General features: G+C 48.4%; 16 protein-coding genes, 1 pseudogene and 1 riboswitch. Of the genes and pseudogenes, 6 read left to right on the forward strand and 11 right to left on the reverse strand.

All coding sequences use genetic code 11. From position 1 onward, the window contains the following. Positions 1–265: 265 nt before the first annotated feature. Entirely contained in the window at positions 266–1,192 is a 927-nt protein-coding gene (locus ACESLK_RS28545) for a DUF6612 family protein (protein ID WP_373233217.1), read from the reverse strand. A gap of 132 nt (positions 1,193–1,324) precedes the next feature. On the opposite strand from ACESLK_RS28545, the gene ACESLK_RS28550 reads away from it, so the two are divergent. Next, positions 1,325–1,468, forward strand: coding sequence for a hypothetical protein (locus ACESLK_RS28550; RefSeq protein WP_373233218.1), 144 nt, complete (start codon positions 1,325–1,327; stop codon positions 1,466–1,468). Between the two features lie 156 nt (positions 1,469–1,624). Here ACESLK_RS28550 and ACESLK_RS28555 read toward each other — a convergent pair whose 3' ends face one another. Genes ACESLK_RS28555 through ACESLK_RS28565 form a run of 3 tightly spaced genes read right to left on the reverse strand, consistent with a single transcriptional unit; the run spans position 1,625 to position 4,708 of the window. Beyond that, positions 1,625–2,896 (reverse strand): molybdopterin-dependent oxidoreductase, encoded by a 1,272-nt coding sequence (locus ACESLK_RS28555; RefSeq protein WP_373233219.1) that lies wholly within the window; start codon positions 2,894–2,896, stop codon positions 1,625–1,627. After that, complete coding sequence (locus tag ACESLK_RS28560) at positions 2,889–3,971, reverse strand: sensor histidine kinase (RefSeq protein ID WP_373233220.1); 1,083 nt, start codon at positions 3,969–3,971, stop codon at positions 2,889–2,891. The genes ACESLK_RS28555 and ACESLK_RS28560 overlap by 8 nt, the downstream gene beginning before the upstream one ends. Beyond that, positions 3,968–4,708, reverse strand: a complete 741-nt coding sequence (locus tag ACESLK_RS28565) for a response regulator transcription factor (protein WP_373233222.1) — start codon at positions 4,706–4,708, stop codon at positions 3,968–3,970. The genes ACESLK_RS28560 and ACESLK_RS28565 overlap by 4 nt, the downstream gene beginning before the upstream one ends. 208 nt (positions 4,709–4,916) lie before the next feature. Here ACESLK_RS28565 and ACESLK_RS28570 point away from each other — a divergent pair, with 208 nt between their 5' ends. Further along, positions 4,917–5,594 carry a hypothetical protein gene (locus ACESLK_RS28570; RefSeq protein ID WP_373233223.1) on the forward strand — a complete coding sequence of 226 codons (678 nt, stop codon included), beginning with the start codon at positions 4,917–4,919 and terminating at the stop codon, positions 5,592–5,594. Between the two features lie 402 nt (positions 5,595–5,996). Here the strand turns inward: ACESLK_RS28570 and trxA are convergent, their stop codons facing one another. The 3 genes and pseudogenes from trxA to ACESLK_RS28585 all read right to left on the reverse strand — a co-directional run bounded on the left by trxA (position 5,997) and on the right by ACESLK_RS28585 (position 7,458). After that, positions 5,997–6,308 carry a thioredoxin gene (gene trxA / locus ACESLK_RS28575; RefSeq protein ID WP_373233224.1) on the reverse strand — a complete coding sequence of 104 codons (312 nt, stop codon included), beginning with the start codon at positions 6,306–6,308 and terminating at the stop codon, positions 5,997–5,999. Between the two features lie 103 nt (positions 6,309–6,411). Beyond that, entirely contained in the window at positions 6,412–6,837 is a 426-nt protein-coding gene (locus ACESLK_RS28580; protein ID WP_373233225.1) for an RrF2 family transcriptional regulator, read from the reverse strand. Positions 6,838–6,939: 102 nt separating this feature from the next. Further along, a pseudogene (locus ACESLK_RS28585) lies at positions 6,940–7,458 on the reverse strand (aldo/keto reductase). 36 nt (positions 7,459–7,494) lie between these two features. Here ACESLK_RS28585 and ACESLK_RS28590 point away from each other — a divergent pair. Beyond that, entirely contained in the window at positions 7,495–8,223 is a 729-nt protein-coding gene (locus ACESLK_RS28590) for a DsbA family oxidoreductase (protein ID WP_373233226.1), read from the forward strand. Between the two features lie 55 nt (positions 8,224–8,278). On the opposite strand, the gene ACESLK_RS28595 is transcribed toward ACESLK_RS28590, so the two are convergent. From ACESLK_RS28595 to ACESLK_RS28610, 4 genes are all read right to left on the reverse strand, one after another. After that, complete coding sequence (locus ACESLK_RS28595) at positions 8,279–9,715, reverse strand: NAD(P)/FAD-dependent oxidoreductase (protein WP_373233227.1); 1,437 nt, start codon at positions 9,713–9,715, stop codon at positions 8,279–8,281. 65 nt (positions 9,716–9,780) lie between these two features. Beyond that, positions 9,781–9,879: riboswitch (purine riboswitch) on the reverse strand. A 185-nt stretch (positions 9,880–10,064) separates the two neighbouring features. Beyond that, positions 10,065–10,931, reverse strand: coding sequence for a transglutaminase family protein (locus tag ACESLK_RS28600; protein WP_373233228.1), 867 nt, complete (start codon positions 10,929–10,931; stop codon positions 10,065–10,067). After that, positions 10,928–11,881 (reverse strand): alpha-E domain-containing protein, encoded by a 954-nt coding sequence (locus tag ACESLK_RS28605; RefSeq protein WP_373233229.1) that lies wholly within the window; start codon positions 11,879–11,881, stop codon positions 10,928–10,930. The genes ACESLK_RS28600 and ACESLK_RS28605 overlap by 4 nt, the downstream gene beginning before the upstream one ends. 35 nt (positions 11,882–11,916) lie before the next feature. Next, entirely contained in the window at positions 11,917–13,371 is a 1,455-nt protein-coding gene (locus ACESLK_RS28610; RefSeq protein WP_373233230.1) for a circularly permuted type 2 ATP-grasp protein, read from the reverse strand. A gap of 359 nt (positions 13,372–13,730) precedes the next feature. Between ACESLK_RS28610 and ACESLK_RS28615 the strand changes: the two genes are divergently transcribed. The 3 genes from ACESLK_RS28615 to ACESLK_RS28625 form a co-directional block, all read left to right on the forward strand. Further along, on the forward strand, positions 13,731–14,621 hold the full coding sequence (locus tag ACESLK_RS28615) for a cation diffusion facilitator family transporter (protein WP_373233231.1): 891 nt from the start codon (positions 13,731–13,733) through the stop codon (positions 14,619–14,621). Positions 14,622–14,717: 96 nt separating this feature from the next. Next, a complete protein-coding gene (locus ACESLK_RS28620; protein WP_373233232.1) occupies positions 14,718–15,191 on the forward strand; it encodes a DL-endopeptidase inhibitor IseA family protein in 474 nt (157 codons plus the stop codon). Between the two features lie 331 nt (positions 15,192–15,522). Further along, the coding region (locus tag ACESLK_RS28625) for a transposase (protein WP_373233233.1) at positions 15,523–15,834 on the forward strand (312 nt) is incomplete at its 3' end.

Genomic DNA, 15,834 nt, shown 5'->3' on the forward strand with positions numbered 1-15,834 from the left:
ATTAACTGCACCAACCCCTTGTCACTTATGGTTACTATCCCTATACCCCATTCAAAGCTTATCCAAGTTATCTGAAATCCTGCGAATAAGCGAGCATACGTGAGATAAACTCATCATACTGAGGGAGGAGCTTATTTGCCCATCTGACAATCGAAATCTTAAAGGATAAAACACCATTCAAAGCTTCTGAGCCAAAGGGATATCGTTATTAAGAGCAGCAACCACCTATTGCGGGACCGCGCCGGGTTACTCAAAAACGGATTAATCAGCTGCCGCCCTCAAGCTCGCCCAAATCCAACTCCTCCTCCATTTTATCGGGGTCTATCGCATTTTGAGCATCTTTAGGAACGGTTACAGCAGTAGAAGTATTATGTTTACTGTAAGTGCCTGCGAGCGTCTGAAGCACCGCTGATTTCTGCCCAGGCTCAAACTCAATCGACATATCCGATTCAATGCGATAAGACAAAGGCCAGTGCTTATGAGCGTCTAGGGTTAAAATAACCTTTAGTCTCGTTAGGTCGATACTCTCTTGGATTGTCGTCTCCATTCCGGATAAGCCCATCGTACTCTCCAGTATTCCGGCTAAAAATACTTTTGCTTCAGGACCAACACCTTCATATCGAAGGGTAATGACATCTCCCGTTTGCACAGCTTGGAAGGAACTCCCCAGCGCTTGGATATCTTCGAGAGCTTTCTCAGGGTTCACTTGAAAATCAGAAAGTGTCTTGATATTCTCCTCCGAGACATCCTTGGAAAGCTTGCTCCATTCCTCGATTTCAGGTAAGTACATGTAATAGGCGTCTGGCACAACGATCGAACGAAGCTTCGATGTTTCTCCATCAATTTCACTATTAATCGTTTGGTCAAGCTTTAGCGGATTCCGTTCTGCTCGGCCAATCATGTCGATTTTTACAATGGCATTATTGGCTTCCCTAGTCCCCGTAAGCTTCTGGTTCATCTGCAGCTCAAAGCCATATTTGTTCATACCCTTAGCCGCGCCTCGAGCCTTGTCCAACCAAACGGAAGCGGCGGTCTTTTCCCCAGCGGCACTTGTTGGAGCAGGAGACAGAGTTGGAGATGAGGTAACACCCGGCTCGACTGCCGAGCATGCCGCTATACAAGCTAAAGCAATGACAATGAACAATCCCAAAAACAAGTACCGGCGGCGTTGTTTAGTCTCGGTGAAATTCATGATGGTTAACCTCCCAGTGGATAACGTTCAAGTGGATTGCGCACAATTACGGCTGTAGGATGCGATCGATTTAGCGACACTTGTGTCGCGTTCGGTCGGCAAAAGGTGATGTCCCAGGAAGGAGGGAATCCAATGGAGAATAAATCGCACAAAGGAAATTACAAAGGAACAACGCATATGAAGGCTAAAAATCAAGATATGGCGTACGTCAACGATACATTGGAAAGAACGAAGACCGTGGCTCCTGTTCCGACAATCAAGAAAGAAACAGATTAAGCCGCCTGGATAGGCGGCTAAGTTGCCGTGCGGCGCCATTGCTAAAGAAATCTCAAACGGCTAATCCTTGCGACTAGCCGTTTGGGCTGTTTGCTCGCAATTGCCTCTAAATGTCCCTCTACATTAACCTTCCCCAATGACCGCGAAATCCAAGCATTAAGTTTTCACCCATGCATCGGTGTCGTAGCCCCTTACTTCCCAGTAACCAATGTGATCCTTATCAATGAGCTCGATCCGATCCAGCCACTTAACGGATTTGTAAGCGTACATTTGCGGAACAATTAACCGCACGGGACCTCCGTAATCGCGATGGATCGGCTTCCCATCATGCAGAACCGCAACCATAACATCATCCATGTTTGCTTGCTCTAAAGTTAGTGTATCCGTGTAAACTTCGTCGCCGGAGTAAAATTTAACGAACCTCGCATTCGACTTCAGCCCAGCTTGCCTCAGAAGCGTGGAGAGCGGAATGCCCTCCCATGTATTTTTGTATACCGACCAGCCCGTTACGCAGTGAAAATCACTGACTTGAACCGTCCTGGCCATGCCGATAAACTGCTCCCAATTCCAAAGGGATGGTTTATCCACTAATCCGTCTATCGTAAAGCTCCATGTCTTGGAGTCGAAGGTCGGCAAGGGAGTAACCGTGTATACTCGAAAATAACCTTTTGCCCCTCCACCCACAACATTCACCGAATCTGGAAGCGGAGTAGGATCGGGTATCATTAGGTTAGCATTGTCCGAAACATCCTTCATTCCCCCGGGTGTTGAGGTCAAAGCACCCCCCGTTGAAGTCGTCAGCCAGCGAAAAAAAGAGGGGGCGGCAGCAACAGCAAGCGCAGCACCGAGTGACCACTTGAGGAACTGCTTGCGGTTTATCCATGGTGTCGGTTCAGAAAATTCTCTATTCGAATGTGCCGCAACGGTTGAAGCGATACTATTGTCCGTATGATCCTCAAATGTCTTGATTGACCGACGTTCTGGCTTCTTCATCCAACGGATGCGGGTGACTGAATGATAAATGATATAAGGCACACCAATCCAAGTCAGCAGGTCATGCACAATTAAAGCTCCGTTAGCCCACTCCGGGGGAAACCGCCTTATTTGCCACAGGACGATACCGGAGAGAAACCACCCCACGAGCAGTACCATGACAAAGCTTAAATTTCCTTTCTGCTTCGGCCGTTGCCGAATTTGCTTTAAGTGCCGCTTCATTAACGGGACATAGAGTAAAATTAACACACCGGAGAGGACACCCAAAATAATATGAAGCTGTTTGATTGGATTGCGTGCCTCGCCATTCAGCCAGCCCCGCACGACATCCCAAGCCAGCAATAGTCCGCTTATCGTCAAAATCAGCACGATCCATCCATTCCACCGATGCAAGTCCGCTAGCTGCTTGCCAAAGCCTGGCTTGCGTTTACTCATGAACGCTCCCCCTTGAATGAGTTAACTCCACGCTTGGTACTGTAAACCAGAAGATGCTGCCGCCACTCTCTGCTGCCTCCACTCCAATCTGCCCGCCCTGTCTCTCAACAAGAGAGCGAGCGATGGCCAAACCTATTCCAGAACCGCTTCCATCACGCTTTCGACTCTGATCAGTCCGATAAAATCTTTGAAAAACCTTGTCCCTTTCCTCTGAAAGAATACCTTCTCCCTCGTCTTGCAGCCGAACAATCAGCTTGTTTTGAGAGAGCACTTCTGCAGATAATGTAAGGGTCCCCTGGTCGGGTGAATGACGAATTGCGTTCTCCAGTAAATTTCCCAATATCCTGCGAAGCATCGTTTCCATAGATAGAACTATAGGTGATGGCTCTGGCAAGGAAACTTCGACCTGAAGCCGTTTTTTGTCGAGACTGGGCGCGTAAGCATTCAGTGTTTGCACCAACACGTCCTCCAGAACGACCTTATGAGGAAAATAAGGTTCCTCGCCAGCATCTATTCTAGAAAGCTCAAACAAGTCATTAACTAATACGCCTAGCCGTATCGATTCTACGCGGATTGTTTGTAAATATTTATGGAAATGCTCCTTGTCCTGCACGAGGCCATCCTGAATGGCCTCTGCATGAGACTGCAGTAAAGCGAGCGGGGTCCGCAAATCATGGGCAACATTGGCGACCAGCTCGCGGCGGGACGCTTCGGCCTGCTGGATTTGATCAAAGCTTCCCTTCAGCTTACGGCTCATCGTATTGAATTGCTCCGCAAGCTGTCGAAATTCAGTCGGACCTACGATCGGTACTTCCTTCCCTAGTGAGCCGGAAGCAATTTCTTCGGATACATTCCCTATACTTATTACGGATTTTTCCAAAGGACGGATCAGTGCAAAGTGCAAGGCAAACGACAACACACCCGCTAATAAGGTAGCTCCCCCAAGCCAAAAGAAGGTTGACGCATCGAGCAACATCCGACTATAGCAAAAAAACAGCAAGCCCAATATAACTGCCAGACTGATGGCATTCACCACAAGGAGATAAGTACGTAGTCTTACGGAAAATATTTTCATAAAGGTCGCCCTTCGAATTTATAGCCGATTCCCCAAACGGTCTTCAGAAATTGGGGCGTTGAGGGTTGTAACTCAATCTTTTCACGTAATCGGCGAATATGAACAGTAACTGTAGTTGTGTCTCCTTCAAACTCCATCTCCCAAACACGACTTAACAGCTGGCCGCGCGAGAATACTTGCCCAGGATGGCGGACGAACCAGTGGAGAAGATCAAATTCCTTAACCGTTAGCTCAACATCCTGCCCTTGGATAGCTACTCTTCTTTGAGAAGGAAAAAGAGATAAGCCTTCAAAATGCTTCTCGGGTTCCTGCTGAGTGTAAGGATTAGATTCCAAGCGTTTCATGTCAGGTGATCGATTGTGCTGGTGTTGGAATGAACGGCGAAGCAGATTTCTGGCCCGCAGCACCAACTCTCTAGGGCTGAAGGGCTTCGTTAAATAGTCATCTGCACCGAGAGTAAGCCCTAGTATCCGATCGCTTTCCTCTCCACGAGCAGTCAGCATGATAATCGGCACCTCCTCTTGATGACGGATTGCGGTACAAACCTCCCAGCCCGACTTCCCGGGCATCATTAGGTCAAGGATAACAAGCTCAGGGTGATGAGCTTCCCATAGCGCGAGCGCTTCATTGCCGTCATTGGCAACCAACACTGTGTATCCTTCCCGCTCCAGATACCTTCTGCAAACATCTGTTATGTCCCGCTCATCATCAGCGACAAGCACCGTTGTTACCGCCACACTTGCACCCCCAGCCACCTCGTCTTTATATCCAGATTATACTCTTCTTTCCTAACACCTTGCTAAAGAGAATCGGAACAACTTATTAAGTATTTATTACGAAAATCTTACCCCGCTCGCCAAACTTTTCCCGCACAGTATTTTCCAACGGAACATCTTGGCTTTTTCTGCGTCTAACTGATTACATCACCTCAAGGAGGACTGAATCATGCGAAGAATGTACCCGTTGCTGTCTGCGGCTTTTCTCGCTCTTATATTGGCTGGATGCAGTGTCAATACCAACAATGGCGGAGTAACCGTAAGTGATATTCAGAATGTCGAGCCCCCAACCGCCAGTCCGGCAGAATCCCCGAAGGATACTCAACCCTCAGAACCGTCCCCTGACCAACATGATTCGCTTGTGGACATTGGCCAAGAGGTTGTTGAACTTCTTCGCGAAAGAGATTTGAAGTCTCTCGCACAGTGGATTGACCCTGAACTAGGCTTAAGGTTCTCCCCTTATTCCTATATCAATAAAGATTCCGACTTAATATTCAAACCGGAGGAGCTTCCCGCCTTTAAGGATACAACCCAGCTTATGTGGGGATCTTTTGACGGAAGCGGAGATCCAATCAAGCTTACCTTCCGGGATTATTATGATAAATTCGTATACAACCGTGATTTCGCCGATGCGCCAAACGTGAGCGCCAACAAGATATTGGGCTTAGGCAATGCCGAATACAATGGTACTGAAGTTTACCCGAACTCTTCTTATGTGGAGTTCCATTTCCCCGGAACAGACAAGAAGTATGAAGGCATGGATTGGCAAAGTCTGGTGCTCGTATTCGTTCCCCATGGCGACGATTGGAAGCTAGTCGCGGTTGTACACGGCCAGTGGACGATCTAGAGTCTCCTTTTCCCGTTAAAATTGCACCAGTCTGTCCAACTTACCCAAAGCAAAAAGCCTGCCAGATTGGCAGGCTTTTTGCTGTTCCTATATGCCGCTAGCACTTGGTTACGGTTGAGCAGCATACTCATTACTTAGGTTGATTATACTCGCTTGAATAGAACGGATTTCCTCCAGCAGCAGCTCAGCGAACTTTGTGTCCACTTTCTTGCCGGGATATCGCCTTCACCTGATTGGAGAGATCGGTCAAAGCCTCTGTCTGCTCCATAGGCTTTTTACTGTCTTGCGCTAACCTCGCCTTTATGAGCAGGCTATTCTCAATCCCTTTTGATGGATTCTTGGTACAAAAAAACACTGCAATCCGTCTCAAGAGATGGATTGCAGTGTTTTTCGGTACACCTATTACATATGGCTTTGGATTTTGTTCTTGAGGGAGTCCTTGCTTTGCAGACCAACGAGCTTATCAACCGGCTGACCGTCCTTGAACAAAATAAGGGTCGGAATACTCATTACACCAAATTGGCTGGCAAGCTCAGGCTCTTCGTCAACGTTGACCTTCGCAATCGTTGCTTGGCCTTTCAATTCCTCGGACAACTCTTCTACGATCGGAAGCTGCATTTTGCAAGGTCCGCACCAAGGTGCCCAGAAATCCAGCAAGGATACTCCTTGCGCTACGTTTTCAGTGAAGTTATCTTTCGTTACGACAACTGCCATGATACATCTCTCCTATTCAATTTAAATAATGTATAAAACCTATGATGATCGGATATTCGTCATTTACCCATACCCGCTCCACCCCAAGCAAAACCGTTGTTACCTATGCTCTTCCCTTGGCCGTAAGCTTGGACAGCATCTGTCCGATAGTTATAGCCTCGAAATACTGCTCAAGGTGTTGGTCGGCCCCGCAAAAAACAGAGTTCATGACCTCCCCCATGTTAGAGGAAACTACGCATTCCATCTCCGGATCTCCGCTGCACCAGCTAGGAGCAAGCGAGCCTGCTGCCAAAGCGCGGTATATGTTAGCCAAAGTGATTCCATCCGGTTCTCTGGAAAGCTTGTACCCGCCTCCGGAGCCTTCCCGTGTATCTACGAAGCCATTTTTGCGTAAACAGCTCATTACCTTGCGCACACGCACCGGATTCGTACAAACATTGGACGCAATTTCTTCACTTGAAGCCATACCATCTGGTCGATGCGCTAGGAGTATAAGGCTGTGGACAGCTATTACAAATTCACTGTTCATTGAAGCGCCTCCCTGGTGGATACTGTAATAATATCAGTTACAGTTGAGACTGTCAAGAGACGCTGTCACTCCTTATCATTCCGCGCATTTGCTTCCGTTATCCTAGAAATTAATATGGTCTGGATCAGCGCCGAAGCGCTGATTGAGATTCAATCCGTCGATTAGGTTCATATCCTCAGGCTCCAGTTCGAAGTCGAACAAATCAGCATTCTCGAGGATCCGCCCCTCGCGAACAGATTTCGGAATCGTTACAATTCCAAGCTGCAGATGCCATCTAAGGACGATTTGCGCCGGGGTTTTGCCATACTTGACTGACAGCTCCTCGATAAGCGGTAAAATCAAGCCGCCCTTGCATGAGCGGACGCCACGATTGTACCTGAATCCCCTCCGTACGACAGAAAGACAAGAGCCTCTTCTGCGTAAATAACGGGTGGAGCTCCACTTGATTTACCATCGGCTTGATCCGGCAGGATGCCATCAAATCCTCCAAGTGATGAATCTGAGGTTATACATCGATGCGGTATCGATACCGCGATAACCCGCTTTCAGTGCGGTTAATACCGCATCCTCCGTTTCTTCCCCATTCTCGGAACGCCAGACCCCAAGACCTAGTCGGGGCATCTCATTACCGCGTTATGCACATTTTCCCATTTTATCATGCTCAGACGGAAACGGCACATTGAAAGCCGCAGTCATATCTGTCATAATCACAGTTACAGTTATGAAAATCATGATGCTGAGGTGATTCCGATGAGAATCGATGTATATTCCGATATGGTATGTCCCTGGTGCCGAATTGGCAAGAAAAATATGAGCGATGCGCTCGAGACTTGGAACGAAGAGACGGGGCAAGCTATTCCTGTCAGCTATCATGCTTATCAATTGGATCCCGCTCTTCCCCCGGAAGGTACGCCCTTCAATAGCGCGATGGAGAAAAAAATGGGTGGAGCTGAACGGCTCAGACCGATGCTTCAACGTGTAACCGAGGCCGGTGCTGGAGTCGGACTTACCTTCCGCTTCGATCAGGTCGAGCGTATGCCGAATACCGTACTTGCCCACAGAATTACTGCTCTCCTTCCCGAAGGTCATCAGGAGGCTTGGGTGGACAGCGTGATGAAGGCTTACTTCGAAGACGGTTTGGATATCGCCAAGCTTGAGGTTCTGCTTGATATCGGGCGACAACTAGAGCTGGATCCCGCGGAAATCACTAGCCTTCTGGATGAAGGCCATGGCTTGGAAGCCGTGCAGAAAGATATGGATAACGCTAAGGGCATGGGGATTACCGGTGTACCCTTCTTCATTATTGACGGGAAATATGCACTGTCGGGCGCTTATCCCGCCGCTCAATTCCTGGAAGCGTTCCGGAAAATCTCCAAGGAGAGCTAAACACTCATTATCGCAATGTTAATCGCTTCCTTTCTGTTGTCCGGCCTTACTTATATCAGCCTATAAACCTCTCAGCGACCGCGCGACCGATCCATACACCGGCAGCACCAGCTTGGGCAAGCCCCCGGGTCACTCCCGCGCCGTCGCCTCCGCAGTAGAGACCGGAGATTTCAGTCTCTAACGTTTCGCTTAATTTAGGGCGCGCCGAGTAAAACTTCGCCTCAACGCCATAAAACAAGGTGTGCTCTGAGGCGATTCCCGGCGTGACCTTGTCGAGTGCTTCTACCATCTCGATTAAGCTTTTCATCGTATTGTACGGAAGCACCAGCCCAAGGTCGCCAGGGACCGCTTCCCGTAAGGTTGGCTCTATAAATCCTTCTTTGATTCGCCCTCCCGTAGAACGACGACCCCGCAGGATATCTCCGTACTTCTGCACAATGACTCCGCCGCTCGATAGATCATTTGCTCTCTTGCATATTTCGCGCGCGTATTCATTCGGTTTGTCAAAGGGATCCGTGAATTTGTGCGAGACCAATAACGCAAAGTTCGTATTCGCCGAGCCGAGGGCCGGATCTTTGTAGGCATGCCCATTAGCCGCCATGACACCGCTGTGATTTTCCACAACAACGTGTCCCGAAGGGTTACTGCAGAAGGTTCGTACCCGTGTACCTACCGATGTATTGAACACAAATTTACCTTCGTACAAGTGCTCATTGATTTCTCGCATAACGACATCCGATGTCTCTACCCGCACGCCTACATCAACCTGATTGTTGACCATAACCAAACGTCTGCGCTTTAACACCTCGCTCAACCAAGCCGAACCATCCCGGCCCGGAGCGACAACAACGTAATCGGCCTCGATTTCCTCGCCATTTCTAAGTGTTATTCCGCGAACCTTGTGCGAGCCGCTGTCCTTCACCGTCAAGAGATCCTCGACCTCCGTCTTAAATCGCATATCTATACGGCTTTGCAGGTAGGTATAGATGGATTTCAAGATCTCCAGGTTCTGCTCCGTACCTAGATGCCGTACCTGCGCTCTTAATAGCTTAAGTCCCGCCGCGTAGCCTCTATGCTCAATTGATCTAACGAATTCAGTTGTTGGGTCTGTAAGATTCAGTGTTGCTCCATGCTCTAAGTTAACTTCATCTACGTACTTGATCAATCCGAGTACTTGAGAAGGAGCGAGATAATCCGTCAGCCAGCCGCCGAACTCCGTCGTAATGTTGAATTTACCATCGCTGTATGTCCCTGCTCCGCCAAATCCTGCCGTAATAGAGCAAGCTGGCAAGCATCCGGCGAATTCCTTCTTTCCCGCTGGTGGTGGACAAAGCTCAATTTTATTTTCCAGAATGGGACAGTGGCGATTGCGAATATCATGCCCTTTATCGATTAGCAGCACCTTCAACTGAGGTGATCTTCTAGTCAATTCGTAACATGTGAATATGCCAGCCGGGCCGGCTCCAACCACGATAACATCATAATGGCTCATAAGCATCTCCTCCTGGATTACCCTTGGAGCCATCGAAATAAAAAAATCCCGACTGCCGAAGGGTGTGGTGATCCCACATCCTTCGTAGTCAGGAATTAAGGTTCCTGGTAGAGACCCTCAGCCCATATTGCCGAGGATATACGAATGGACGAAAATTTTTAAAAAGACTATTTCATCTCGTAGATTAACGCATTCATCCGTACATGTCAATAAGTTTTAACTATTAATATTCGCTATTGGGTTATTTCCAATCCTATTATACGCATGAATAATATTAACAATGTCCAAAAAACCGAACATTATCACAATCACGTCTCCATTAGCGCCTTCACCAACATGCGACAAAACACTAACCCGTCTCGGCCAACCGAACATCCACCGTTACCTGTAACGTCTGGCCAGCGGTTCCTCGATAGATCCCTTTGACCGGCACAATATCCGTGTAATCTCGTCCATGCCCCAGCTTCACATATCTCCAATCAATCAAATTATTGTTCGTAGGGTCTATCCCCTGCCAGCCGACACCCGGAATGTACACCTCCGCCCATGCATGCGATGCCTGCTCGAACTCAGCGTCTCTGCCCTGCAAATCGCCCACAAAGTGATATCCGCTCACATACCTTGCCGGCACTCCCCGAATTCTGCATACGGAAAGCAATAGGTGAGCGAAATCTTGACATACCCCTGTGCCGATTCCGATAAGCTCGTCCGCCGTCGTATGCACACCAGTAGAATGGGGTTTATATTCGAATTCCTCATAGATCGCAGTTGCCGCATTCCGGATAAATCCGAAAACCCCATCATCCTCCCCCCCAATACCCGATGCAAAATGGATGACGGACGGATGAAAGGAAGCATAAGAAGTCGGCAATAAATATTCCGCATTACCATCAATAAAATCAGCACTGCGAAGCCTGTTCCATGACTCCTCCGATCCCCAAGCCGCCTTCCAGATTACATCCCGATCGCGCGTGACGACGGTTGAATGGGAGGTGATCACTAGTTCGCGGTGCGGGTCATTGGCCGTAAAGGAATGAACGCGATTGCCGAAATAATCCTCGTAGGAGAGCAATTGTACATTCGGTTCAATCACGAGCCGATGTTGGTAACACGCCTGCCGTTCATCTGTACGAGGCGTTAACCGAATTTCATTGACACTGTCCGTCACCGAGGCGTCGTAACGATATCTTGTTACGTGACAAATATCTAGCTTCATGCGATAACCTCCCGTCCAGGGGAAAAAAAGTACTTAGCAACCGCCTCTCCCAGCTGCCGGTTAGTGCCCAACAGCTGTTCGAGGACGGTATTTAATGTGTCCATTGTAATATCATTTCGATCAAGCCAGCCAAGCTCAGATCGAGCTTTCCCCGCAGAACGGATCATCCGCTCCAGCGCTGAGCTGGAGTTATTAGACTCTCCTCTCATAGCCTTGAGATGCTGCTCGAAGCCCGCTAAAGCAAAATGGACCGAGCGAGGAAAGGATTCCTGCAACACCAGAAACCTCGCTACTTCCTCCAGCGAAAATTCCTCAAGGTCCAGTCGCCGAAACGCCTCATATCCGCCAACAGACTTCAGAACAGCCATTGTATAGGCGTACGAGGATTTGCGCAGTTCCGGAGCCGCTTGGCTTACCGATTGAAGAAGTCTTACCACATTCTCCGATCTCTCTAGATGACGCCCGCTCTCCAGCATATGCCAGGATTGATCCCTTAACGCTATGGAGACTGCCGTACCTTGAAAAGCCGCGAGTCCTTCCTTCAGCCGTTGGAAGAAGCGGTGCGGCGATTGCTGCATCACTTCCTCGATTTGTACCCCTTTGAGCTCAAGGTAAAAGCTGTTCAGTAAATTCCAAAGCTCCGATGGCAGCTGTTCCCGGATTTTCTTCAAATTGTCACGGGCTAGAATAACACAGGAAAGGATCGAGTTAGCCTGCGTCACATCTAAGGTTAGGAAGTGCAGTACATCTCGTTCCCTATATTCCTTATATCGCTCTTCATATAGCTCACAATCCCCAATCGCTTCAGCAATCCGTTTCCAGACTGCCTCCGCCTTCCCGCTGCCATCCTCGCGCAGGTGGTAGTATACGTCTAACAACCGCGCGTGGTTTTCCGCTCGCTCCGTATACCGGCCAATCCAGAATAACGATTCTGCTATTCGCTCCAACATAGGCCCCACTCCTTATGGACAGCAATCAGACTCATTCACTTCGCTAAAACCCAAGTATCCTTACAGCCGCCGCCTTGCGAAGAATTCACAACCAAGGATCCCTCCCTCATAGCGACTCGGGTTAAGCCTCCCGGCAGCACGTGGACGTTAGGTCCATCGGCCAAAGCGAAAACACGTAAATCAATATGACGATTAACCAGCTGATCTTCAACGCTTACAGGAGCCGTCGATAGCTTTATCGTAGGTTGGGCAATATAATTGTCGGGGTTTCCTCTGATTTTGGCAGCGAACAGCTCACGTTCCCACTCCGTAGAGGTAGGACCAATCAGCATCCCATACCCTCCGGATAACGACGTTTCTTTAACGACCATTTCATCTAATCTCGCCAGAACATACTCCCGCTCTTCCGGACGACTCATGAGATAGGTTGGCACATTGTTTAGAATCGGTCGCTCGTTCAGATAATATCTGATCATCTCCGGAACGAACGTATAAATCGCCTTATCGTCCGCTACACCTGTACCTGGTGCATTCGCAATTGTGATATTACCGAACCGGTATGCATTCATCAAACCCGCAACACCGAGCATGGAATCTGGACGAAAAGCAAGGGGATCGAGGTAATCATCATCGATACGCCGGTAAAGCACATCAACTCTTTTTAATCCGTTTAGCTTGCGTATATATATTTTATTGTCACCGCATACCAAGTCCCGCCCCTCGACAAGCTCCATTCCTATTTGCTGCGCTAGAAAAGTGTGCTCGAAATACGCGGAATTAAAGCTCCCCGGAGTGAGCAGGGCAATAACGGGTTCCGCCCTGTCTGTTGGTGCGAGGTTGCGCAGCGCAGAACGAAAGTCATTCAGCGTACGGTCGATCCCTCGAACAGAATGATTGAAGTAAAGCTCGGGGAAATCATGGGTCATGATGGAGCGACTCTTAAAAACATAGGAAAATCCTGAGGGAGAGCGCAGGTTATCTTCCAGGACGAAATAATCGCCTTTCTCATCGCGGATCAAATCAATCCCAGAAGTAGTTACATAATTTCCTCCGGCTACTTGCAGCCTCATCATTTCCGTTCGGAAGTATCGGTTCCCCACAACCATGCGACGCGGAACAAGTCCATCCTTGAGAATACATTGCTCGTGATAAATGTCTGCTAGGAAGGCATTCAAAGCTCTCACACGCTGAATTGTACCTTGCTCGATCATTTCCCATTCATCAGCCGGAATGATGCGGGGCACCAGATCGAAGGGAATCGTCCGCTCAAGCGCATTGGCTTGATCTCCGTCCGAGAGTGTAAACGTAATACCTTCTTCAAGCAATCGCCCGTTCATCTGACTCTGCCGCAACATCCTATCTTCCATGGACATGCGGGAGAGCATCTGATGAACCTTTTCGTAATGGCGGCGCACTTGCGATCCGTCAAACATCTCATTATAGAAAAGAGAGGAAGGCGAAGTAACCGATACTTCGTTTATCATTCCCATGTACCAATGGCTCCCTCTCCCAGATGGGTTTTTATTGTAATCATATGCTTACGCAATTTACATGTCAATAATAGTTACACCAATTAATCAAAATCTGCTAATTAATTAACACTATCATTACTTTATGTGTTATATATTTGTTATGCGTGCTAAAAATTCGAATAAACTCGCTTAGAAGCCTCACTCTGTGTTAGAATCAAGAGGCAAAAAAACCGCGCATTCTCGGGAGAGGGTGGTTGTCACCCATGAAAATAAAATCTATAGCTAAGTCCATGGACGATAACAGGCTTTCAACCCTAGGGTTGAAAGCCTGTCTTGTTTTTTGCGCTCGGTAAACTTTCTTTGAAGGGGCAATCTTTGTGGCGGATACGCATCATTCTGGTTTGACGGCAATATGGATCAGCTTAATCAGCAATATTCTCTTGACAGTTATGAAGGTAGCCGCCGGACTTCTTCTAGCTAGTCCGGTACTTCTAGCCGATGGGGTACACAATGCAGGCGATATCATTGCAACTGTGGCCGCGTTAACATCGTCTATGGTATCCAAGAAACCCGCAGATGACGATCATCCCTACGGCCATGGTAAAGCAGAAGTCGTTGCATCCGCATTCGTCGCCGTAATTCTAGTCATCGCGGCCGTCTGGATCTGTCTTCAGTCCGTAGGCGCGTTATTCGAGCCGCCAGGCGAAGAAAGCTGGCTTGCTCTAGGAGCAGCCGCCCTTTCTCTCATCTGGAAACAAGCCTTATATATGTACACAATTCGTATAGGCAGAGCAACAAGCAGCAAAAGCGTTTTAGCTACCGCGTATGATCATTTGGCAGATGTCTACGCATCTTTGGCAGCTGTACTAGGCATTGGAATCGCACTGGTCGGCGATCGTTTCAATTGGAATTGGGCTGCTTACGGAGACCCTATCGCAGGGATTATCGTGTCGCTCCTTGTACTTAAGCTCGCTTATGAGATCGGACGGGATTCTGTCGATATTCTTATGGAACGAAACGTTTCCGTCGAGAAGCTAGCCTACTACGAAGCGTTAATTCGAACTGCCGAGCATGTCAAAAGAATCGACCGGGTACGAGCGCGCGAGCATGGCCACTACATCATCGTTGACGTCCGGGTTGGCATCCCGCACGATTACAGTATTCAACAAGGACACGACATCAGCCGGCAGCTCAAAAAGTTAATCATGGATTACGATCCCGACGTCGTAGAGGTCATGGTTCATTTGAATCCGTGGGAATCCGCCTAGAGCCAAACCCTTTTCGCAATTCCCTCGCATGACCGGTGGACAACCACCCTCGCATTCTCTCCTATTGCACATACGATGCAGAAGGAGGGATGCCAAGTGTTGAAAACCAGTTTTACGGTAAAAGTAATTAAAGCCTTTATTAATCAAGCCGAGAGCCTTTGGCTAACCGCTTTTGAATCTTCCCAAAGTGGACAGTCTATCTTTATACGAGGAGACGAATACAGGAAATTTCCGGTACGTTTTAATACCCGCGCTAAGCTGTTAGCGTACTTCAAGAACAATTGGAGCTGTAGACTCAGCGTTATCATGCTGTGTAATTTGAACCCCATCCTTTTCAGGGGCAGTCTCTATGAAATTGTTGCAGATCCCGGTCCTGTCCCCAATCGGGTTGTCCGATTGCAGGTAATAAGCCAAACCTCGAGCCGCCTACACGTGAAGGCCGTCATGTCTGGCGGCGATGAAGGGAATGAAACGATCTTTTACACGTTATCCACAGCTAGCGGACGCCTAAAAATCATTTCACGTTCTGGCAGATCAACTGATTATCGCTATCTGCCTTGCAGGAGGTAATTAGCAGGAGCGGTACTCCGCTCCTTTTTTGTCGGTATCCCCTTCGCTCAGATCATCCTCTTCCACGTTCCACTTCTTGCCCCTTTACGACGATATCCCCTTCACTCAGAGCAACCTCGCTCCCGCCCCCTTACGACGATATCCCCTTCGCTCAGAGCAACCTCGCTCCGCCCCTTTACGACGATATCCCTTTCGCTCAGCATTGCAACCAGTAAAAATAAGCGCTTCAGATAAAAGTTTTTTCACCATTTTCACTTGAAATAAGAACATATTTTTGCTAAAATAAAATAGGAACAAATGTTCCGTTGCCGGAGAGGAGGGGTGATTTGGAATGTACAGAGATCACGCTGCTTTTAAGAGTTTCTGCTGCAATTCCGATAATGAGGATGAGTGTATTCAAGCACTTTTTGAAGCAAAATGGCCGAATGGCTTTCGCTGCCCCCGTTGCGAACACACCCTTGCTTATCTCATTTCCACCCGCAGATTGCCATTGTACGAGTGTAAATCATGCCATCTGCAAACTTCCCTCACCGTAGGCACAATATTTGAAGGCAGCCGTACCCCATTGCACCTTTGGTTTCAAGCCCTCTTCTTACATACACAAACAAATAGCGTGAATGCGCTGCAGTTGTCCCAGATTATA

Origin of the sequence: Cohnella sp. (assembly GCF_041640265.1) — a bacterium.
Lineage (GTDB): Bacteria > Bacillota > Bacilli > Paenibacillales > Paenibacillaceae > Cohnella.